Source organism: Chitinophaga parva, from assembly GCF_003071345.1.
GTDB classification, from domain to species: domain Bacteria; phylum Bacteroidota; class Bacteroidia; order Chitinophagales; family Chitinophagaceae; genus Chitinophaga; species Chitinophaga parva.
Genome location: NZ_QCYK01000001.1, coordinates 2,153,699 through 2,176,043 on the forward strand (window position 1 = coordinate 2,153,699; position 22,345 = coordinate 2,176,043).

The 22,345-nt window shown below is 51.2% G+C and carries 19 protein-coding genes and 1 tRNA gene; 15 read left to right on the top strand and 5 right to left on the bottom strand.

From position 1 onward, the window contains the following. Positions 1 to 39 precede the first annotated feature (39 nt). From DCC81_RS08975 to argH, 8 genes are all read left to right on the top strand, one after another. Positions 40 to 1,233: an argininosuccinate synthase gene (locus DCC81_RS08975; protein ID WP_240612934.1), complete on the top strand. Its 1,194-nt coding sequence runs from the start codon at positions 40 to 42 to the stop codon at positions 1,231 to 1,233. 179 nt (positions 1,234 to 1,412) lie between these two features. After that, entirely contained in the window at positions 1,413 to 2,393 is a 981-nt protein-coding gene (gene argC / locus DCC81_RS08980; protein WP_108686198.1) for an N-acetyl-gamma-glutamyl-phosphate reductase, read from the top strand. A 92-nt stretch (positions 2,394 to 2,485) separates the two neighbouring features. Then, positions 2,486 to 3,622 carry an aspartate aminotransferase family protein gene (locus DCC81_RS08985; RefSeq protein ID WP_108686199.1) on the top strand — a complete coding sequence of 379 codons (1,137 nt, stop codon included), beginning with the start codon at positions 2,486 to 2,488 and terminating at the stop codon, positions 3,620 to 3,622. 212 nt (positions 3,623 to 3,834) lie between these two features. After that, a complete protein-coding gene (locus DCC81_RS08990) occupies positions 3,835 to 4,791 on the top strand; it encodes a Rossmann-fold NAD(P)-binding domain-containing protein (RefSeq protein ID WP_108686200.1) in 957 nt (318 codons plus the stop codon). Then, a complete protein-coding gene (gene argB, locus DCC81_RS08995) occupies positions 4,791 to 5,579 on the top strand; it encodes an acetylglutamate kinase (protein ID WP_108686201.1) in 789 nt (262 codons plus the stop codon). Before DCC81_RS08990 ends, argB begins: the two co-directional genes overlap by 1 nt. Before the next feature lie 3 nt (positions 5,580 to 5,582). Then, a complete protein-coding gene (locus DCC81_RS09000; protein ID WP_108686202.1) occupies positions 5,583 to 6,647 on the top strand; it encodes a M20 family metallo-hydrolase in 1,065 nt (354 codons plus the stop codon). A 62-nt stretch (positions 6,648 to 6,709) separates the two neighbouring features. After that, the gene (locus DCC81_RS09005) at positions 6,710 to 7,291 is read left to right on the top strand and encodes a GNAT family N-acetyltransferase (protein WP_108686203.1); all 582 of its coding nucleotides are present in this window, start codon (positions 6,710 to 6,712) and stop codon (positions 7,289 to 7,291) included. Between the two features lie 23 nt (positions 7,292 to 7,314). Next, on the top strand, positions 7,315 to 8,649 hold the full coding sequence (argH, locus tag DCC81_RS09010) for an argininosuccinate lyase (RefSeq protein WP_108686204.1): 1,335 nt from the start codon (positions 7,315 to 7,317) through the stop codon (positions 8,647 to 8,649). A 334-nt stretch (positions 8,650 to 8,983) separates the two neighbouring features. On the opposite strand, the gene DCC81_RS09015 is transcribed toward argH, so the two are convergent. Then, positions 8,984 to 11,365 (bottom strand): TonB-dependent receptor, encoded by a 2,382-nt coding sequence (locus DCC81_RS09015; protein WP_108686530.1) that lies wholly within the window; start codon positions 11,363 to 11,365, stop codon positions 8,984 to 8,986. A 399-nt stretch (positions 11,366 to 11,764) separates the two neighbouring features. On the opposite strand from DCC81_RS09015, the gene DCC81_RS09020 reads away from it, so the two are divergent. Both DCC81_RS09020 and DCC81_RS09030 read left to right on the top strand, forming a co-directional pair. Beyond that, positions 11,765 to 12,151, top strand: a complete 387-nt coding sequence (locus tag DCC81_RS09020) for a single-stranded DNA-binding protein (protein ID WP_108686205.1) — start codon at positions 11,765 to 11,767, stop codon at positions 12,149 to 12,151. 442 nt (positions 12,152 to 12,593) lie between these two features. Beyond that, positions 12,594 to 12,665: transfer RNA gene (locus DCC81_RS09030), tRNA-Met, on the top strand. Positions 12,666 to 12,781: 116 nt separating this feature from the next. Here the strand turns inward: DCC81_RS09030 and DCC81_RS09035 are convergent. Then, positions 12,782 to 13,144 (bottom strand): winged helix-turn-helix transcriptional regulator, encoded by a 363-nt coding sequence (locus DCC81_RS09035; protein WP_108686207.1) that lies wholly within the window; start codon positions 13,142 to 13,144, stop codon positions 12,782 to 12,784. A 109-nt stretch (positions 13,145 to 13,253) separates the two neighbouring features. On the opposite strand from DCC81_RS09035, the gene DCC81_RS09040 reads away from it, so the two are divergent. Further along, positions 13,254 to 13,859 carry an FMN-dependent NADH-azoreductase gene (locus DCC81_RS09040; RefSeq protein ID WP_108686208.1) on the top strand — a complete coding sequence of 202 codons (606 nt, stop codon included), beginning with the start codon at positions 13,254 to 13,256 and terminating at the stop codon, positions 13,857 to 13,859. A 90-nt stretch (positions 13,860 to 13,949) separates the two neighbouring features. Beyond that, on the top strand, positions 13,950 to 16,223 hold the full coding sequence (locus tag DCC81_RS09045; protein WP_133177616.1) for a serine hydrolase: 2,274 nt from the start codon (positions 13,950 to 13,952) through the stop codon (positions 16,221 to 16,223). Positions 16,224 to 16,226: 3 nt separating this feature from the next. Here DCC81_RS09045 and DCC81_RS09050 read toward each other — a convergent pair whose 3' ends face one another. After that, positions 16,227 to 16,976 (bottom strand): ferritin-like domain-containing protein, encoded by a 750-nt coding sequence (locus DCC81_RS09050; protein WP_108686210.1) that lies wholly within the window; start codon positions 16,974 to 16,976, stop codon positions 16,227 to 16,229. A gap of 184 nt (positions 16,977 to 17,160) precedes the next feature. On the opposite strand from DCC81_RS09050, the gene DCC81_RS09055 reads away from it, so the two are divergent. After that, positions 17,161 to 18,333, top strand: a complete 1,173-nt coding sequence (locus DCC81_RS09055) for a serine hydrolase domain-containing protein (RefSeq protein ID WP_108686211.1) — start codon at positions 17,161 to 17,163, stop codon at positions 18,331 to 18,333. A 408-nt stretch (positions 18,334 to 18,741) separates the two neighbouring features. After that, on the top strand, positions 18,742 to 20,616 hold the full coding sequence (locus DCC81_RS09060; protein WP_108686212.1) for a glycoside hydrolase family 30 beta sandwich domain-containing protein: 1,875 nt from the start codon (positions 18,742 to 18,744) through the stop codon (positions 20,614 to 20,616). A 162-nt stretch (positions 20,617 to 20,778) separates the two neighbouring features. Here the strand turns inward: DCC81_RS09060 and DCC81_RS09065 are convergent, their stop codons facing one another. Together DCC81_RS09065 and DCC81_RS09070 are read right to left on the bottom strand one after the other, a co-directional pair. Beyond that, positions 20,779 to 21,273: a VOC family protein gene (locus tag DCC81_RS09065; RefSeq protein WP_108686213.1), complete on the bottom strand. Its 495-nt coding sequence runs from the start codon at positions 21,271 to 21,273 to the stop codon at positions 20,779 to 20,781. 87 nt (positions 21,274 to 21,360) lie between these two features. After that, positions 21,361 to 21,687 carry a DMT family transporter gene (locus DCC81_RS09070; protein WP_108686214.1) on the bottom strand — a complete coding sequence of 109 codons (327 nt, stop codon included), beginning with the start codon at positions 21,685 to 21,687 and terminating at the stop codon, positions 21,361 to 21,363. Between the two features lie 195 nt (positions 21,688 to 21,882). Here DCC81_RS09070 and DCC81_RS09075 point away from each other — a divergent pair, with 195 nt between their 5' ends. Continuing rightward, a complete protein-coding gene (locus DCC81_RS09075; RefSeq protein ID WP_108686215.1) occupies positions 21,883 to 22,218 on the top strand; it encodes a hypothetical protein in 336 nt (111 codons plus the stop codon). Positions 22,219 to 22,345 lie beyond the last annotated feature (127 nt).

Here is a 22,345-nt window from a genome sequence, read left to right on the forward strand (position 1 = left end):
TTTTAAAGATTTTCACAACCATCTATACGCATCACTATCATGAAAAAAGTTGTTTTAGGCTTTAGCGGCGGACTGGATACTTCCTACTGTGTGAAGTACCTGACGGAGGAGAAAGGCTATGAAGTACATTCCATCATTGTAAATACCGGCGGTTTTACAAAGGAAGAACTGGAGGAAACCGAAAAGCGTGCCTATAAACTGGGTGTGAAAACGCACAAGACCGTTGACGCCGTAAAGTCTTACTACGACAAGGTGATCAAATACCTCATCTTCGGTAATGTCTTAAAGAACAATACTTACCCCCTGAGCGTAAGCGCGGAGCGTATGAGCCAGGCACTGGCCATTGCCGATTACGTGAAGGAAGTGGGCGCCGATGCCGTAGCACACGGTAGCACCGGTGCGGGTAACGACCAGGTCCGCTTTGACATGATCTTCCACATCATGATCCCCGGTGTAGAGATCATTACGCCCATCCGCGACTTGAAGCTGAGCCGCGAGGAAGAAATCTCCTACCTGAAGTCAAAAGGGGTACAGATGAACTTCGACAAGGCTGTTTACTCTATCAATAAAGGCATCTGGGGTACCTCCGTAGGTGGCAAGGAAACCCTGACCAGCAACGGATTCCTGCCGGAAGAAGCCTGGCCCACCCAGCTCACCAAACACGATGCTTCCTCCGTGAAGCTGGTGTTTGACAAGGGCGAGCTGAAAGGAGTGGACGACAAAACCTTTGCACATCCTGCGGAGGCTATCCAATACCTGCAAACACTGGCCGGTCCTTACGCGATCGGACGCGATATCCACGTGGGTGATACCATTATCGGTATCAAGGGCCGCGTAGGCTTTGAAGCTGCTGCCCCCATGGTGATCCTGAAAGCACACCATGCCCTCGAAAAACATGTGCTCACCAAATGGCAGCTGAGCTGGAAAGACCAGCTGGCGCAGTTCTACGGCAACTGGCTGCATGAAGGCCAGATCCTGGACCCGGTGATGCGCGATATCGAAGCCTTTTTGGAACATGCACAGCAGCACGTGAGTGGCGAAGTGTACGTGACCCTACAGCCTTACCGCTTCCAGGTGACCGGCATCCAGTCTCCGTATGACCTGATGAGCAGCAAGTTTGGTAAATACGGAGAAATGAACAGCGGCTGGAGTGGTGAAGACGTGCGTGGCTTCAGCAAGATCTTTGGCAACCAGACCATGATCTGGCACCAGATCAGCGAAAGCACAAAATAAGCTTTACCCGGTTTAACACCGTGCAATGGGCCGGATACCGGGCAAGTGCTACTTTTAAGTTGAATCAATTTTCATTTGCGATAGATTTTCTGGTAAGATCATCATCCAGTGTTTAAAGATCATCGTGGTTTTGAAGTCATGGACGATCCGGCAATGTGAAAATTTTAAGTTTAAAGTCAATGAGTCATAAAGTCATCAGAGCAGGTATTATAGGTGGCGCGGGGTATACCGGCGGCGAGGCGATCCGTTTATTATTGAACCATCCCGATGTACACCTGGTATTCGTTCACAGCCGCAGCAATGCGGGCAAGCCGGTATTTGCCGTGCATGCGGACCTGCTGGGCGATACTGACCTGAACTTCACAGATGAACTGCAGGATGACATTGACGTACTTTTCCTTTGCCTGGGCCACGGTGAATCCGTGAAGTTCCTGCAAAGCACACCGGTTCCCAATCACGTAAAGGTGATTGACCTGAGCCAGGACTTCCGCCTGGGTGAAACCGTAAACGGACGGGCGTTCGTATACGGACTGCCGGAGTTGCAGCGCGATGCGATTGCAAACGCCGGCAACGTAGCCAACCCGGGCTGTTTTGCTACCGGTATCCAGCTTGGGCTGTTGCCACTGGCAAAAGAAGGACTGCTGACCACTGTACATACTACAGGCATTACCGGCAGCACTGGTGCAGGCCAGAGCCTGCAGGCCACCAGCCATTTTACCTGGAGGGCCAATAACATTTCCACTTACAAAGTGCTGAACCATCAGCACCTGAAAGAAATACGCCGCAGCCTTTCACAGCTGCAGGAAGGATTTAACAGCCCGGTGCACTTTGTGCCCGTGCGGGGCGACTATCCCCGTGGCATCTGGGTGACCTCTTATTTACAGAGTGATCTCTCTTTGCACCAGGCCGTGAGCCTTTACAAAGCATACTACGCTTCACATCCTTTTACGCATGTGAGCGAAAAACAGATCGACCTGAAACAGGTGGTCAACACGAACAAGTGCCTGGTGCAGCTGGAAAAACAAGACGACCAGCTCATCATCCATACGATCGAAGACAACCTGCTCAAAGGCGCTTCAGGACAGGCAGTCCAGAATATGAACCTCTTATTCGGACTGGAAGAAACTGCAGGACTGAAGTTGAAATCGATCGTGTTTTAGGTAAGGGGCCTCAAGCGATTGCGGCTGCGTAAAAAGTTCTTTTTTCACACTTAAAAATGTCGCCAGGAAGCCCTCCGGCGCAATTTAAAGTTATGAAGCTTTTCGACGTTTACCCGATCAATGACATCGTTATTGACAAGGGCCTGGGTTCCTATGTCTGGGATGACAAGGGCCAGCAATACCTGGATCTCTACGGTGGCCACGCCGTGATTTCCATTGGTCACACGCAACCGCACTACGTAAAACGCCTGGAAGAGCAGCTGCACAAAGTAGGATTCTATTCCAACTCCGTGCGCATTCCCCTGCAGGTAGAACTGGCCAGCAAGCTGGGTAAAGTATCCGGCAAGGAAGACTACCAGTTGTTCCTCTGCAACTCCGGCGCTGAAGCCAATGAAAATGCGTTGAAACTCGCTTCTTTCCACACCGGCCGCAAGAAAGCCATTGCTTTCCGCAAGTCATTCCACGGCCGCACTTCCCTGGCAGTAGCCGCCACCGACAATCCCAAGATCGTAGCCCCCATTAACCAGACGGACAATATCATTTTCCTGCCCTGGGAAGACCAGGCCGCGCTGGAAAAGACCTTCGCAGAACAGGGGCACGAGATTGCCGCTGTGATCATTGAAGGCATACAGGGTGTGGGGGGGATTAACGTAGCCAGTACATCCTTCCTCCAAAAGATCCGCAGCCTTTGCGATACTTATAAATCCGTGTACATCGCGGACGCTGTGCAATGTGGTTACGGCCGCAGCGGTAAATTCTTCTCCCATGACTACGCCGGTGTAAATGCAGACATTTACAGCATGGCCAAAGGCATGGGCAATGGTTTCCCGATCGGTGGTATCATCATTGCACCGCACATCCAACCCTCTTATGGTATGCTGGGCACCACCTTTGGTGGCAATCACCTGGCCTGTGCCGCTGCGGTGGCTGTGCTGGAAGTAATAGCACAGGATAAACTCATTGACAACGCCCTGCAATTGGGCCAATACATCATGGACCAGGTTCGCACTTTCCCCAAAGTGAAGGAGGTGAGAGGCCGTGGCCTGATGATCGGTATCGAGCTGCCGGAGGCGCTGTCGCATGTGAGGAAAGAGCTGCTGTTCACACATAAGATCTTTACGGGCGAAGCCAAGCCCAATGTGATCCGCTTACTGCCCAGCCTCGCGCTGAAACAGCAGGATGTGGATATTTTCCTCCAGGCGCTCCACACGATATTGAAAAATAGCTAAGCGTTAATAAGTGCAACGCACGGCGCGTTGTTGGAAAGATCATTGCAAGGCATCGGCGCCGGCGCTGGCCGGCGCTGATGCTATTGGTTGTCAAACCTCCCGTTGCCACGCGGGACCGGCACTGATCTCTCTGTTCCGCCGTTGTTATTTGTCTGTTACGCTGTCATTCCACGTTGCCCGATTTACAATTAACGTTTAACATTTTACCAAGAATGAAACAATTCATTTCTGTATCGGATGTGCCCTCCGTCCCGCGCCTCGCGGACATAGCACTGGACTATAAAAGCAATCCTTTCAAGGATAAAGGCCTGGGTGAAAACAAATCCATCGGCATGATCTTCCTGAATCCCAGCCTGCGCACCCGCCTGAGCACACAGGTAGCTGCGAAGAACCTGGGCATGGAGCCTATCGTTTTCAATATCGATAAGGAAGGCTGGGCCCTGGAAATGACCGACGGTGTTATCATGAACGGTAACACTTCCGAACACGTAAAAGAAGCCGCGGCAGTGATGGGGCAGTATTTCGATATTCTTGCCATCCGCACTTTCCCGGGGTTAAAAAATAAAGAAGAAGATTACACGGAGAAATACATCAACCAGTTCATCAAGTATGCCGGCAAGCCGGTGGTAAGCCTGGAAAGCGCCACCCTGCACCCGCTGCAGAGCCTTACCGATGTGATCACCATCCGTGAGCGCTGGAACCAGCCGCGTAAACCCAAGGTGGTAATGACATGGGCCCCGCACGTAAAAGCCCTGCCACAGGCGGTACCCAACTCTTTTGCAGAATGGATGAACGCCTGGGGTGAAGTGGACTTCACCATCACGCACCCGGAAGGGTATGAACTGGACCCGAAGTTCAGCGGCAACGCACACATTGAGCACAACCAGGATAAAGCCCTGGAAGGCGCTGATTTTGTGTACGTGAAGAACTGGTCCAGCTACGAGGACTACGGCAAGATCGCCTGCACGGACCCTTCCTGGCAGTTTACCAATGCGAAGCTGCAGCATACCAATAATGCCAAGGTGATGCACTGCCTGCCGGTGCGCCGCAACGTAGTGATCGCGGATGAAGTACTGGACGGACCTAACTCCATCGTGATCCAGGAAGCGGGCAACCGGGTATGGGCTGCGCAAGCCGTATTGAGTGAAATTCTGAAACACGGAAAATAATGATCGATCTGTTTGTCATAAAAGTAGGCGGCAATGTGCTGGATAATCCTGCCTTGTTGCAGCAGTTCCTCGAGAATATTGCCACCATTCCCGGTAAGAAGATCCTGGTGCACGGCGGCGGCAAGATCGCCACGCGCATAGGAGACCAGCTGGGTATTGTATCGAATTATATTAACGGCCGCCGTATTACCGATGCTGCCACCATTGACCTGGTGACCATGGTATACGGAGGCCTGGTAAACAAGCAACTGGTAGCACAGTTGCAAGCCCTGCATTGTAACGCCATCGGGATGACCGGAGCGGATGCCAATATCATCCCTGCCCGTAAGCGCCCCGTGAAAGAGATCGACTATGGTTTCGTGGGCGATATCACCACGGAAGCCCTGCACGTAAAGCCACTGCAATCCATGCTGGATGCGGGCCTTACGCCGGTATTTGCCCCACTCACGCACGACGGGAACGGGCAGATGCTCAACACCAATGCCGATACTATTGCAGCTTCCCTGGCCATTGCGCTTTCTGCTTTTTACAAGGTGCGCCTGATCTACTGCTTTGAGAAAAAAGGCGTACTGCGCGATGCCAGCGATGATGATGCGGTGATCCACCTCATTAACCGGGAGATCTACCAGGATCTGCTTGAAAAGAAAATTCTCACAGACGGCATTTTACCTAAACTGGAAAATGCTTTTTCGGCCATTGAAAGCGGCGTTACCGAAGTGCTCATTGGCCATGCCGATGATGTGTTACGTAACACCACCGGTGATGTGGCCGGCACTTTAATCTGCTGACCTATGTGGAATGAACAATTGTATGCCGACGCAGTACAGCTGCTGCAGCAACTGATCCGGACGCCCTCCATCAGCCGGGAAGAGCAAGGCACTGCCGCGGTGCTGGGCGCTTTCCTGCAGGCCCATGGCATCCCGTTCCAGCAACACCTGAACAATGTGTGGGCAAAGAATAAATACTTTGACCCGGCCAAGCCGACGATCTTATTCAACTCCCATCACGATACCGTAAAGCCTAATCCCCAGTACACCCGCGACCCGTTTGACGGGGTGATAGAGGGCGACAAGCTTTATGGCCTGGGCAGTAATGATGCGGGCGGCTGCGTGGTAAGCCTGGTGGCTGCTTTCCGGCATTTCTACGCGCAGGAGGATCTAAAATATAATATCATCGTGGCCATTACGGCCGAGGAGGAGATCAGTGGCGTTAATGGCATCGAAAGCATCCTGGATCAATTGCCCCCGCTGGAACTGGCCATCGTGGGTGAGCCTACACTGACGCAGCTGGCGGTAGCGGAAAAGGGGCTGATGGTGCTCGATTGCATCAGTCATGGACGTGCGGGCCATGCGGCGCGCGAGGAAGGGGAAAACGCGCTGTACAAGGCGCTGCCAGACATCCAGTGGTTTAAGGATTACCGTTTTGACAAGGTGTCGCCAGTGCTGGGACCTGTGAAGATGAGCGTTACCGTGATCAATACTTCCAACAAGGCCCACAACGTGGTGCCTGCTGATTGCAGCTTCGTGGTGGATGTGCGTGTTACTGAAATGTACACGCTGGAAGAAGTGCTGGATACAGTGCTGGCAAATGTGCAATGCGAGGTGAAGCCAAGATCTATCCGGATGCGCCCTTCGGGCATTCCGTTGGAACACCCGCTGGTAAAGGCCGGTATAGCGATGGGCAAAACCTGCTATGGCTCGCCTACCACGTCGGACCAGGCGCTCATCCCGCACACCTCCATCAAAATAGGCCCCGGGGATTCTGCCCGCTCGCACACGGCGGATGAATTCATCTACCTGCATGAGATTAGAGACGGGATTGACACTTACATCCGCCTGGTGACCGCCATCCAGTGATAAACAGTCCTGTGCCGGTTTGTGAGCCGGCAATGAGATTTTTTCCTGTAAAAGCATGATCCATGGATTTTAATATTACACTTGAAAATAACCCTGTACGCCTGCAGCCGCTACAACCGGAGGACCTGGCAGTATTAAAACCGGTAGCCCTGCAACCGGAGCTGTGGAAGGTGGCGCTCTTTGCTATCAACAACGAAGCAGACCTGCAGCGGTACCTGGAAAAGGCAGCGCGGGAGCGGGAGCAAAAGGTGGCTATCCCTTTCCTGGTCTTTGACAAGCAGGAGAACCGTGTAGCCGGCAGCACCCGCTTCATGGCCATAGACCTGGCCAACAAGCGCGCGGAAATTGGGTCTACCTGGATAGATCCTGCCCTGCAAGGCACCGGTTTAAACAAGGCGATGAAGTATGCCATGCTGCAATACGCATTTGAAACAGCTGGCCTCAACCGCGTGGAGCTGAAAACAGACGCCCGCAACCAGCTTTCCCAGCATGCCATGCGTAGCATAGGCGCGCAGTATGAAGGTACCTTACGCCAGCATGCCATCACCAGCAGCGGTTTTGTGCGCGACACAGTTTATTTCAGCATCCTGGCTGCGGAATGGCCGGAGGTGAAACAACGGGTGTTTGCGAAGTATAATTTTTAGTTAGAAGATCAAACTCCGATCATATGAAACTTTGGCAAAAAGATAAAACAGCACTTGCATCAGTGGAGAAATTCACTGTAGGCAAGGACCGTGAAATGGATGCTTACCTGGCGCCCTTTGATGTACTAGGCTCCATGGCACACATTACGATGCTGGAAAGCATTGGCCTGCTCACCGCTGATGAACTGGCCACGCTGAAAAAAGAACTGCGCAATATCTACCAAGAGATAGCATCAGGCCAGTTCAAACTGGCTGACGACGTGGAAGACATCCATTCCCAGGTAGAACTGCTGCTTACGCAACGCCTGGGTGAAGTAGGTAAAAAGATCCACTCCGGCCGCTCCCGCAACGACCAGGTGCTGGTAGACCTGAAACTGTACCTGCGTTACGAGATAGAACAGATCGTAGCGGAAGCACAGCAAACCTTTGACCTGCTGCAAACCCTGAGTGAACAGCACAAGGACGTACTGCTACCCGGTTACACACACCTGCAGGTGGCTATGCCTTCCTCTTTTGGCTTATGGTTTGGCGCCTATGCGGAAGCGCTCGTGGATGACCTTACCGTGCTGCACAGCGCTTACCAGGTAGTGAACAAAAATCCCCTGGGCTCTGCCGCAGGCTATGGTTCTTCCTTCCCGCTGAACCGCACCATGACCACCAACCTGCTGGGCTTTGAAACCCTGAACTACAACGTGGTGTACGCGCAGATGGGCCGCGGTAAAACAGAAAAGATCGTAGCCTTTGCCCTGGGTAACCTGGGGGCTACCCTGGCTAAAATGTCCATGGACGCTACTTTGTTCATGAACCAGAACTTCGGGTTCATCAGCTTCCCCGATGAATTGACTACGGGCTCCAGCATCATGCCGCACAAAAAGAATCCTGACGTATGGGAGCTGATCCGCTCACACGGCAATAAACTGCAGGCATTGCCCAATGAAATAGCCATGATGATCACCAACCTGCCCAGTGGTTATCACCGCGATCTGCAATTGCTGAAAGAAAATCTTTTTCCGGCTTTTCAAACGCTGAAAGATTGTTTCCAGATGGTCCGTCTCATGCTGGAGAATATCCGCGTGAAAACCGATATCCTGAAAGACGAAAAATATAAATACCTGTTCAGCGTAGAAGTTGTGAACAAGTTGGCCCTGCAAGGCGTGCCCTTCCGCGAGGCTTACAAGCAGGTGGGTATGGACATTGAAAAGGGTACTTTCCAGCCAGATACACACGTGCAGCATACGCACGAGGGTAGCATTGGCCACCTCAACACCGCAGAGATCAAGCAACTCATGCACCAAGTAGTAGCTGCCTTCCTCTTCCGCGATGTACACGAGGCGTTTGCCAGGTTGTTGGAAGATTAAATGATGCAGTCATGGGCGGTAAGGCCCGGTCATGCATTTCCGGTTTTGAAGAAGAAAGGTTTGTAAATACTGAAAAGGCCTGCCGCTCCCTGTGGCGGGCTTTTTCATTTGTTCCCGTTCTACACATGACAAGCGCTTGCTAATGGTAGGAGCAGCAAGCGCCGCATGCATAGCTTTGGGGAACTTGATCATCGTTTGCCATTCGAACTATTCAAATGTAAATGGATGTCCTGAATTAATTGCTAAAAAAATTAGCATTAACAAGAAATTTACATTCACAAAAAAAGCCACTGCATAAGGCAGCGGCTTTCTAATTGCATGATCCCGTAATATCCTAGAAGGCAAGATGCACACCCGCCATTACGTTGAAACCCGCCATGGGAGCGTAATAATTGTCGGCCGCAATCTTCCCGTCTGCAATGTATGCATAGGTAGAACCACTGGGCTCATACAGGCGGTTGAAAAGGTTATTGAGCATCAGCTGCAGCCCTACTTCCTTGAACAGGCGTTGCGGCACCGTATAGTTAAAACGCAGGTTGCTCACAAAATAATCATTGAGCTTTGTATTGGCATCCCGGGCAGAAGTATTGTCCATATACTGGCGGCTCACATATTTCCCAATCCAATCTATTTCAAGTCGCGGCAAAGGCTTTGCAGTAACCGTGTAACCCGTCACCAACCAGGGAGAGAAGGCTATGTCCGTATTGCGGTACTGCCTGGCGGTCTGGCTGCCATCATCATAATTATCAATGAAAGCGGTGAATTCCCTGATCTTATTACGTGACAATGCTGCATTGGCGGCGATGGAAAACACAGCACCTAACTGCGCGCTGCCCTGCAATTCCACGCCTGCGCGGTAGCTTTTCGGGATATTGATGCGGGTGTATGCACCCACTTCATTAAGCCGGCCGGTTTGCACCAACTGGTCTTTATAGTTCATATAAAATAAGTTGCCCTGGAAGCTGTAACGCTGTGTGCGTAAGGAATAGCCGGCTTCCACATCCGTGAGTTTTTCCGGGCGGGCAATGTTTTTTACATTGTTTTCATAATCATCCCGGTTGGGCTCATGGTTGCTGAGCGCCACGGAAGCAAACACGTTGCTTTGTGTATTAATGTTGTAAGTGAAGCCCAGCTTGGGATTGAAGAAGTTGTACTTGTTGTGCTGCACGAGGTCCGGCAGGTCGTCAAAACCAAGGATGTCGTATTTCACATAGCGGTACTGCAGGTCCAGGAACCCGTGTAACCGGCCTACCAGCCTGGCATCACCCTTCCAGTATACATTCAGGTCTGTCTTATGCGCAAAGTTGTCGTAGTAGGTATGTTCGTTATCCAGTCCACCATTTTGCGCCCAGTTCACCAGGCCATAATGTTGGCCGTCATACTTTGTAAAGCCGCCACCCAGGCTCCAGTTGAAGCGGTTGCCGGTATTATTTAACGAAAAGATACCGCCATAAAAATAGTTGTCCAGCCAGAGCTGGCGCACCAGGTCCGTGGTATCCACCGTGGTGGTGCCATACACGGGCGCGGTAATGCCATAGTCTGCATAGGCCTGGCCCGCTTTGTACTCTTCGTAATAACCACGGCCACGGGTGAGGAAGCCCGCCACGTTGAAGTTCCAGTGATCGTTGATAGACTGGTTCAGGAATAACTGGTAGTAGTCCTGCTGATAATTATCTGTTTGGTTGTTATAAGGTGTTCCCGGTTTTTCCATGCCTTCGAGGTTCAGCGTACGGTGGGTGGACAGGGAGTCTTCCGGTACGCCATACCAGGCCTGGTAGGTCTTTTCCTTGCCAGACAGGATGTTGAAACGGATAGCCGTTTTCTTTGAAATATAGGCAGCAGAAGTGTAGAATGATTTCAGGTCGGAGGTGGCGCGGTCTATGTAGCCGTTAGAGGTGATCATAGACAGGCGGGTATCGATGGTGAAGTGATCGTTGATAAGGCCGGAACCTGCTTTCACCGTGTGCTTCCAGGTATTGAACGAGCCATAACTGTTGTCGGTTTCCGCGTAGGCCTTATCTCTGAGTTCGTTAGTACTGATATTAAGCGTAGCGCCAAAAGCACCGGGGCCATTGGTAGAAGTGCCTACACCGCGCTGGATCTGTATGCTGCTGGTGGAAGATGCAAGGTCCGGCAGGTCTACAAAGTAGGCGCCCTGGCCTTCGGCATCATTTACGGGAATACCGTTCAATGTAACATTGATACGGGTAATATCAGAGCCGCGGATGCGTAATCCCGTATAGCCCACGCCGTTACCCGCGTCGGAGTTAATGACCACGCTGGTTTCCTGGCCCAGGAGGAAGGGGAGGTCCTGGCCCACGTTTTGTTTTTTGATATCATCTGCATTGACCATGGAAGTCACGAAAGGCGCGTTCTTGCCGGCTCTCAGGCTGGAGATCTCCACCGGGGAAACGAAGAGGCCTTTTTCTTCCAGGGTAATGTCGATGCTGGTATTGGATTGCAAGGAGATGGCCTGTGCATGGGGGGCGTAGCCGAGGTAGGTAGCGCGCAGGGTATAATTCCCTTTCGGTACAGAGAGGCGGTAGTGGCCGGCGGCATCGGTATACACGCCGCTTACCTGGCGGGATTGAAGACTTACGCTCACGCCTTCCAGCGGGCGGTGGTGCACGTTGTCCGTGATCGTTCCGGTGACGATGGTTTGCGCGCTGAGGGGCAGGGATATACCTGTGAACAGCAGCAGCATCCAGTGTTTCATGAATTTGTCCTGTTTTAAAATGGTCAATCAAATCACCCGGCCGGCCATAGTACGGGGTTTGCCGCATGCAGGCAAACGCGCGGTGGAGGCGCGGCAGGTTTGGTCCAATAACAGGTAAGGAAATGATCGCTTACCTTTCCTAAACAGCATTACCTGGTCAGGTTCACGGGTTTGATCTCAGCCTGAAAGTAAGGCACCCCGAGGTGAAACTGTATGTTAGATGAATAGCGTTGGCTACCAGTTTCCAGTTGCAAATGTAACCTGCATTTTAACAATCCCCAGAAAAATTTTTTGGTTTGCTAAGAATTTTAGCTAATTTAGACTTCTCCGGATGCATAACCTCGCTATACTTTTTTGTTAACTCGGAATCGTTAACCTTAATATTTTAAACCAAGTCTTATGATTAAACTACAGATGATCGGCCATCTTGGGAAAGATGCGCTCAAAGGTCAGGTGAATGGAAAATCCGTTTTGAATTTCAATGTAGCCCATTCGGAAAAGTACAAGAACATCCAAGGCCAGGAAGTGGAGCGTACCACCTGGGTGGAGTGTTCTTACTGGGAGCGGGAAGCGCTGGGCCCCTACCTGCGGAAAGGTGTGCAGGTGTTTATTGAGGGCCAGCCCTACCTGGACCAGTATGTCAACAAGAAGGGCGAAACGGCCACCACATTGCGTATGCGGGTTACGAACCTGCAGTTGCTAGGTAAACGGGATGCCACGGCACCTCTTACACCGGAGCCGGTGTCTGCGGAGGAAGCTGAAGCCGCGGCGGATATGCCGTTTTAGGTAATGCTGGTAGTTTTTCGAGGCACTGTTAGCATGCAATTTTTTCTAAACCGCGATAGGGCTGCACGTTTCCGGAGCGTGCAGCTTTTTGTAGATAGAGGTGTTGCTGGCGGTTTCAGTCTACAGCTGTTTGGTGTGGGTAAACATGGAAGCGGTGAATTGTTTTTTAGATAATGCTAGGATGTGAACATTTTTTGCCGGCTGGAAGCCTTTGTTTTACGCAATTTTTGAACGGGCGTTTTTTTGTTGGCTGGAAGGTTTCTTTTCAGGCAATTTTAGGCTGGAAGCATTTTTTTGTCTGTTGGAAACGCTTGTTTTTAAGCGCGTTCTGGAACGCGCGTATCTTTTTGCTGGCTGAAAGCGTTTGCCAGTGCGGATCTTACAAAATTTTGAAAATTAAATTTGGAGGGAAGGGTTAACTGTTCTAATATTGCACCCACATTGCGAGATAGAGCAGAGGTAGCTCGTCGGGCTCATAACCCGAAGGTCAGTGGTTCGAATCCGCTTCTCGCTACATAAGCGGAATGGCCATCAGTTTTGATGGCCATTTCTTGTTTTAGTGCTTGCAAAGCCGTAATAGGCCTGGTCATCCGCGTTGGCAAAGTACATTCTTGGGTGGTTCAAAATCAGCTACTCCTTCTTCGTGATCCGCTCCTTATGCCTGCGGCCCCAACTTCCCAAAACAGCCACCACCTCTTTCACCGTTTTCGTATAAGCCGTTGGTAAATATTCCACCACCACGGGGGTCTTGTCTGCATGCACCACCCGTTTTACCAGCCCGTTCATCTCCAACGATTTCAATTCACTCGAAAGCAATCGCGCAGAAATGCCATCAATGGTCCGCTGGATCTCGTTAAACCGGTGATGCCCGCTCACCAGCGCAATCACGATCCGCAACTTCCATTTGCCTCCCAACACATATAAAGCGTCTTCCACAGCCGCCAGGTTCCTGGCACATTCTACCTCCGTGTACAAAACATTTTGACTTTTCATAACTACCAAATTTAAACCACTTACCTGTAGATTACTACTAACCTTTGGGTAACTAGTAATATTTAGTTAGTGAATGTAAATAAGTTTGCAATCATAAACAATGAACAGTATGAAAAGGATATTACACATTCTCTCCAGCCCAAGAACCACCGGTTCCGCAAGCAGGAAACTGGGGCACGCAACCATCAGCAAGATCATAGACAAATATCCCGGCAGCCTGGTGGAAGAGCTCGACCTGGCAATACAACCAGTACCGCACCTGGAAAAGCTTCACATAGACGCGTTTTTTACGGCAGAGGACCTGCGGTCGCCGGCACAGCGAGACGCCGTAACTTATTCTGACGCATGGATTGCCGCCCTGCAAACAGCAGACATCATTGTAGTGGAAGCGCCCATGTACAACTTCACCATTCCATCAACACTGAAGGCTTTTTTTGATCACCTGGCCAGGGTAGGCATTACCTTCCGCTACACCGGGAATGGACTGCTCCCCGAAGGATTGCTGAAAAACAAGCAGGCTTACATTGTTACAAGCTCCGGCGGCATTTATTCAACAGGAGAATTGAAACAATATGACTTTGCAACACCCCTGGTACATTTCTTCCTGACGCTGATCGGGATGGAGGTGGTAGCTGTTTTCAGGGCAGAAGGGCAGGCGATTGTAGGGCAGGAGGCAGCGCTGGAAAGTGGACTTGCAAGTATCTCGATAAAGTGATCTTGCCTGCTAATTTGCTGTTAAAACTGTAAGCCATTGGCCGGTTTCATTTTCCTGTATATTAAATTCGGGAAACCTGAAACATCCATTATGCCCCTGCGCTTCCTTGTCTTTATTTTATTATTGCCTGCAATATCCGTCCGGGCGCAATCACCCCTACGCACCATCCAGGGCTGCGTGACGGGTGCTGATCAGCAACCCATAGCGTATGCCACTATCCGGCTCTCCGGCAAGGGTATTGGCACGGCAGCCAATGAGCTCGGGCAATTCGTGCTTCGCTTTCCCATGACGCAGAAGGTGGATACATTGGAGGTATCGGCCATTGGTTACCTGTCCCGCAAAGTGACAGTGCAGCATGCGCAGGAAAATGTAACGGTAATGATGCCTGTCAATGCGGATACACTCAGGCAGGTCACCGTTACTTACTACGATCCGCTGAAGGTGATTGCCAAGGCTATCAGCCGCATCCCGGAGAACTATATTACAACGCCCCACGTGCTCCGTGGCTTTTACCGCCAAACATCCATGAAGGGTAATACGCCCCTGCAACTTTCGGAAGCAGTGTTCGACCTATTCAACTACGGCTATGCCGATCCAAGGCAGGATATTTTCCAACTGGTTAAAGCGCGGGATGATAAGAACGAACGCGATTTTCACGGCATTGAGTTTGGGCAAAGCCCAGGCAGTATTTTCCAGGATGATATTGTGAAACGCGTGGCAAATTCGGATATCCTTGGCAGGGAAGGCATGAAGCGGCATCGCTACGCAGTTACCGGCGTAGTTGATCACAACGGGCGGCCGGCTTATGAGATCAGTTTTTCAGAAAGACTGGGTGAAAAGGAGCATACGTTCAGGGGACATTTCCTGGTAGATACGGCTACTTATGCCTTCGTATATTTTGACTTTGGGATGAGCCCCGCCGCACGGCAGGCATTTAAACTGGGTACCGCCAGCCAGCGCATCATCATGAAAATGCTGGGCGTGGAACTAGACGTGCTGGCAGACCGCGACCGCATCAGTTACCAGCGCATGGGGAATAAATGGGTCTTTGGAGGTGATGTGGGTGATTACAAGGTGTATATTAAATGGCCACGCAGGCATTATGACTATCCCGCGGTAATGCGTTTCAACTACGTGGTTACAAGCGTGGACACTTCCCGGAAAACACCCTTCACGGAAGTTATGCGGACGGACGAACATATCAACGATCATGATTCCAAGGGAGAAGCTGTTTTCTGGAAGGATTACAATATTATGCTTCCGGACCGCAACACGGAAGCGCTTATCAGACAAATACACACCATCAACCAGCAGGAACAGTTAAAGGCCCGTTTTGAAACGATGGCGCAGCGACTACCCCGGAACGCCGCGCTGCGACTGGATTCCCTGCTTTCTTTCTATCACCGCCAGGGTGCGTTCAATGGCACAGCCTTGATATACGATCATGGTGAAGTGTTGCTGGATAAAAGTTATGGCTGGGCAGACAGGACAAAGAATACCGTTGCTGACAGGCATACCACTTATCGCATTGGCTCCCTGTCTAAATCATTCACTGGATTGATCATTAACCAGCTGATGGCAGCAGGACAGGTGGATGTGCATGCTCCGGTATCACGATATCTGCCATGGTATGTGCATGGCTCCGTAACAATTGAGCAACTGCTTACGCACCAATCGGGTATACCGGATTATTTTAACCGTGATGCATACAAGCAGCAGTTACTGGAGCATTCGTTTAACCTGGAAACGGTGGTCCGCAATTTTTGCAGTGATACCCTGGAGTTCAAAAGCGGTACCGCCTTTGGTTATAGCAACACTAATTATACGGTATTGGCATTGGTAGCACAGCAGGTAACGGGAGTGCCTTTTGCAGACCTGCTCCGTGACCGCATTTTTGTTCCTGCAGGTATGACAGATGCTTTTTGGGGCGCTACAGCCGGTCATCCTGGCCAGGCAATGGGTTATATTGACGACGTGCCGGAGCCGCGCTATGATCCTGGCAACACTACCGGGGCCGGCGGCATTTCCGCGGCTGCAGCTGATCTGCTGCACCTGCATGAAGCATTGCAGCAACATACATTGCTAAGCAAGGCTGCCACAGATACCATGTTCCTTCCAAGGGTAGCATTCAAGGAGTACGGCGCCTGGTATGACTATGGCTGGATGACAGATGAAAGCTATTTTAATCTTCCCGGCAAACATACCGTGCAATACCATCCTGGCACAGACCTCGGTTTTTTCACCATGTACCTGCGCGTGCCGGATACAAACAGTTGCATTGTACTATTAAACAATACCGGCGATTTTCCACGCTATGAACTGGCGGATCTGGCGCTGGGTATTTTGGCAAAATACCGCTGGTAGCGTTTACCTGCCCGGCATTGCCGGCTGCACTTCGTTGCTGTGCCCCTGCATAATTCGTTGCAATGTCTTGTTGTATTTGTATTGCATCTTCCGCAGGTAAGACCAGCAATCCTTTCCCCCGGCCATGAACAGTTTGCGGTGGCCCGCCCATACCAGCAGTGATACAAAGAGGAAGAACGCTGGATATACCACTTGTCGCAATGCTTTGCCCACATTGGTTTTACTGCTGAAGATGATGGCCATCCGCTCTGTCTGGAAATCGATATGATAGGCTTCATCTATCAGGATGTCTGTGCAGATCTGTTTCAGCAATGTGCAGTTGCTGGCGTCTTTCATGCATTGGTAGAAGATCTGCGCCGTGCTTTCCACCACGATCACGGCTAGGGTCCAGATCTCCATGCTGGTGTTGAAATAGCGCACCTTGCGGAACAATGAATCTCCCCAGTCTTTTTTTGCGCGTGGTACCTGTAGTGCATCCAGGTAGCGCCCCAGGTTATTACCATGTTTTTGTTCTTCGTAGATAAATAACTGTACGGCTTCCACGTAATGTGCATCGCCGATGGCATTTGCATATTTACCGGCTGCATGCAGGAGATGCTTGCCATCAGAGGTTTCGCCCAGCTGCCAGGCGCGGAGGGAGGGAATGATGGCTTGCCGCTCCGCGGGGCTCAGGGTGGGAGTGTGTTGCCAGTTCACCCGGTGCTGGGTGGCGTTCTGGCGGAAGTGGGTGATCCATTCCTGGGAGGTACGCATGAGTTGTTTTTTATAGCTTAAAAAGTACTTTGTGTTACAAAGTAAATGCATTATATTTATGTTATCCAAATATTTTTTCCGGGAGTACAAGGCGCTTCGGGGGGAAGTGGGTTGGCGTGTTGTTATGTATACTGGTAACGTATATTTTCTGTATTTTGATTGAAATCCCAATCAAACCAGCAATATGAAACATTTAACCCTTTTATTATTGATCATAGCCACCCTGCGCTTACCGGCCCAACAGATCATCCGCCTGGATGGATCCCGCATCAGCACCCAGGCCCTGCAGCACCGCGTCACTGCACTGATGGACAGTGCCCAGGTAACCGGCCTGGAAATAGCCGTGTTCCAGCACAACAAGCCTGTGTACGTGCATGCCTTCGGGTATGCGGATAAGGAAAAACAACGGATGCTGGATACTTCCACTATTTTCTGGGCATGTTCACTCAGTAAGGCCGTGTTTGGCTATTGTGTATTGAAGCTGGTAGACCAGGGGGTGATCAGCCTGGATACGCCTTTACAGCATTATCTGAAAAAACCACTGCCGGATTATGTGTTTACCAAGAAAACCCGCGGTTACCAGGATATCCGCAATGATCAACGCTATGAGAAAATAACTGCCCGTATGTGCCTGGACCATACCACGGGATTGCCCAACTACCGCGGCTTTGAGCCCAATGGTAAATTATTCATCCGCACGGATCCCGGCACCCGCTATGGCTACTCCGGTGAAGGGATGTACCTGCTGCAATTTGTATTGGAACAAGTGACTGGCAAAGGGTACGAAGAATTGGCCCAGGAATATGTTTTCAGGCCCCTGGGTATGACGCACAGCAGCTATATCTGGCAGGATGCATTTGAAGCCAATCACGCAGAGGGGCACGACAGTGCGCAGAAAGTATATGAATTTGACCGCCGTACCCTACCTCATTCTGCCGGCTCCATGTATACCAATATCGACGACTACGCAAAGTTCATGACAGCGATGATGCAGCGGAAAGGTTTATCAGGGAAGGGTTTTAAGGAGATGCTAACCCCGCAGGTGGCCATTCTTTCCAAAAGGCAATTTGGCCCGGATGCGCTGGTGGATGATAAAACGGCACAACAGACCAACCTGTTTTATGGATTGGGCGTAGGGTTGTTGAGGACTCCTTATGGAACAGCATTCTTTAAGGAAGGGCATAGTGAGGGATGGTCGCACTACAGCATTGGTTACCCGGATGAGGGACTGGCGGTGGTGATCCTGACCAATAGTGATTACGGTACTGGTATTTACAAACCCTTGCTGGGAGCCGCTATTGGTGATATTTACACCGCCTGGGACTGGGAAGGTTACAAAGCTTATAACGAAAAATAATATACCCTGAAGGCCGGTTTCCCATGCCGGCCTTTTTCCCGGATCTCACCCGGACTCCTGCAATATGCCTGCACCCGTTCGCATTTTATTTTTCCGATCCTTTTCCCTATCTTTCAGCGTAGTACATTTTACGATCCTTCAGGCAGATCCATACAGCACGCATTAGTTATTCCACGGTCAACCCCGCCACTACCACATTACGGCGCCGTTGATATCCATCCACACACCTAAAGGGGTACCGCTACCAAACGCCCGGTGCGCCCGCATTTCCAAGCATCCAGGTCCGTCGCTACCAGCATAACCCGGCGTACCAGGCTCCTTTATTTTACCCACATCACCCGGCCTTTACATGCCCGGTGGGAGCGGTATGCCCATATCTTTTTGTTTGTCCAACATTAAACCATAGTTATGCACACCCATTTTAAAACCACGTTGAAAGCCGCCACCACGTTGCTGTTTGGTGCAGCTTTATTGTATGCCTGTAAAAAGGATTTCCGGCAGCAGGGAAGTCAATCTACCATGGCCCGCGCCGCCAATGAAACGGTGAGCGCATGGCTCACCACCACGGACAAGGCCAATCTCCTGGCACCATCCACGCTAAACTTTGCCGCGGATGCCGGCACCAATGCTACTACCGTTACAGTGGACGAAAACGTTACCTACCAGGGGATAGACGGCTTTGGCTTTACCCTTACCGGTGGCAGCGCACAGCTGATCAATGGCATGGGCACTGCCCAGAATGCCTTGCTCAGTGAGCTTTTCGGCACTGGTACGGGCCAGATCGGTATCAGTTACCTGCGCGTGAGCATCGGTGCATCCGACCTGAGTTCATCTGACTTCACTTATGACGACCGGCCTTCCGGGCAAACGGATGTGAACCTCACTAACTTCAGCATCAATGCAGAAATGACGGACCTGGTGCCGGTACTCAAAAAGATCGTAGCCATCAATCCTTCCATCAGGATCTTCGCCAGCCCCTGGACCGCGCCGGTATGGATGAAGGTGAATACCACCGGCAACAATGGTTTTACCGGCGGCAGTCTGAACACCGCTTACTACGATGCCTATGCACGCTACTTTGTAAAGTACATCCAGGCCATGGCGGCACAAGGCATTACCATTGATGCGGTGACCCCACAGAATGAGCCCCTTAATCCTTACAACAATCCCAGCATGAGCATGTCCGCCACGGAGCAGACAAACTTCATTAAGAACAACCTGGGCCCCCAGCTGCGGGGTGCTGGCCTCAATACGAAGATCATTGCCTATGATCATAATCCCGATCACATTGAATACCCCGAAGCGGTACTGGCCGATGCTACGGCCAGTTCTTACACGGATGGTTCGGCCTTTCACCTGTATGCAGGCAGCATTGGCTCACTCACCGATGTGCACAACGCATATCCCAACAAGAACATTTATTTCACGGAACAATGGATAGGCGGCCCCGGTAATTTTGGGGGCGACTTCACCTGGCATGTAAATAATGTGATCATTGGCGCCACCCGCAACTGGAGCCGCAATGCACTGGAATGGAACCTGGCTTCCGATCCGAATTACAATCCCCATACCAGCGGCGGCTGCAGCACCTGCCTGGGTGGTATCACCATCAGCGGCACGACTGTAACCCGCAATACTGCTTACTACATCGTGGGCCAAGCCGCTAAATTTGTAAGACCTGGCGCAGTTCGCATTGCTTCTAACGTGGCCGGTAATATCCAGAATGTGGCTTTCAAAAATGCGGATGGCAGCAAAGTCCTGGTAGCCTTGAACAGCGGTAGCAGCACCCAGAATTTCAAAGTGAAATGGGGGGCTGAATCCTTCACTTATACACTGGCCGCGGGCGCGGCGGTTACTTTCAAATGGAGCGGTACCCCAAGCAGCGGTGGTGGCTCTACCGGCGCTCCCATTGGCCAGACCATTACCCTCAAAGGCTTCAACAGCATGTATGTAAGCAGTGAGAACGGCACCCAGCCGATGAACTGCAACCGTGCCACTGCACAGGGCTGGGAGCAATTTGTAGTAGTAGATGCCGGCAATGGCAAGATCGCATTGAGCAATGGCGGCAAGTATGTAAGCAGTGAGAATGGCACGCAGGCCATCACCTGCAACCGCACTACCATCGGAGACTGGGAAAGCTTTACCTGGGGCACCACGCCAGACGGGAAGATCACCCTCCAGGGCAATAACGGCAAGTATGTAAGCAGTGAGAACGGCACCCAGCCCATGACCTGTAACAGGGCTACGGTGTCCGGCTGGGAAGCCTTTGGGGTGAATCAGTAGAAATTGTCTCAGGTCCTAAGTCTCAGGTCTTAGGTACCTGTCTTCAGCCTAAACATTCAATGGAAAAAAGGACCATACGTCATGATCTGTGACGTATGGTCCTTTGCATTTAGAGGTACCTAAGACCTAAGACCTAAGACTTAAGACCTAAGACAAAATTTCTCAGGCATCATATGCTGCCTGCAGTGTAGCAATATCCAGCTTCTTCATCTTCCACAGCGCTTGCATCATGTTACTGATGCGTGTAGGATCTCCGCCCTGGTCAAGGGCGTTAGTCACCAGCTCCGGCACTATCTGCCAGGAGAAGCCGAAGGGATCTTTGCACCAGCCGCATTCGCTTTCCTTACCACCATTGGCCGTCAGTTTGGCCCAGTAGTCATCAATTTCCGCCTGCGTTTTGCAGGTGACCATGAAGGATACGGATTCATTGAACTTAAATTGCGGGCCTGCATCAAACAGGAAAACCCGCAGGCCGTTGATCTCGATCACGCCGGTTCTTACCCAATCAGCGTTAAAGCCGGGTGCATTGTTTCCCCAGCGTTGCAGCTGGCGGATCTCTGAGCCGGGGAAAATGGAAGTATACAATTTCATGGCGGCTTCTGCCTGCCCATCGAACCAGAGGAACGGTACAATTTTTTGATTTGCGGTAACAGTCATGGCGATTATGTTTTACCCAAAATTCAATCAAAATATGTTCACCGGCAGGGGGGATATGCGGCAATTTGCAGGGTGAAAAGTGCCAGTTTAATGTGATACCAGCTTTAGCCCTATGATGGAAGAGATCAGCGTGGTAATGAAGAACAGGCGCCAGAAAGTAGCGGGCTCATTGAACACCACGATGCCCATGATCACAGAACCTACAGCCCCGATGCCGGTCCATACCGCGTAAGCAGTACCGATGGGCAAGGTCTGGATGGCTTTCATCATCAGCAGCATACTGATCACCAGGCAAATGGCAAATGCACTGTACCAGCCCACCATGGCCATGCCGGTTTGTCCTTTTACTTTTTCCAGGCAGAAGGTAAAGCCCACTTCAAACAGCCCGGCAATTACCAGTAAGATCCAGTTCATCGTTCTTATATTTTGCCGCAAAGGTCCGGATTCTGAGGGGAACCGGTGCAAAAAACTGCAACAGAACATCCCGCGGCCCGCTTCCATTTCCACAGGAAGCTGCTTTGTTTTAACAATTCCTTTACTTTTTGTTCATAATTACTTAACGCGACAGGCGGCGGGGAGTAAACCGCCGCAGTATACATTTGCCCCGTTATGCCGTTGCGTTTCTCCATTTTCATGTTGCTGCTCTTTATCCGGGTGATCGTTGCACCCGCCTGGGTAGCCGCACATATCGGGGAAGCACGCAATCCAGAAACCACTTTTGAGCACGTACGCCTGCACAAAAGAAGATCCAGTTTCCTGGACGACACTGCCGCAGCCGCAGCGCTTATCAATGAAAACGAGGTACACCAGCTGCGTATTATCCTGCGCCTGGTAGCGGTCCTCATCGCCGGTATGTGCATTGCGCTTGCTGCCCCTCTCTTCCCTGGCCAACGTACTCCCTTTTCCTGCCCCCTCTTCCTGAGACACCGGGTTTTACGACTTTGATTTAACCGTTTGTGCGCCCACGCCAGCATGCCGCTATAATGCGGTGTGGCGTGCCTTTGCACCTGATTTTCCCTGCGATCCGGCCCCATTGAGGGTGTAACGGGGGTATCCTCTATGCATTTTTCTT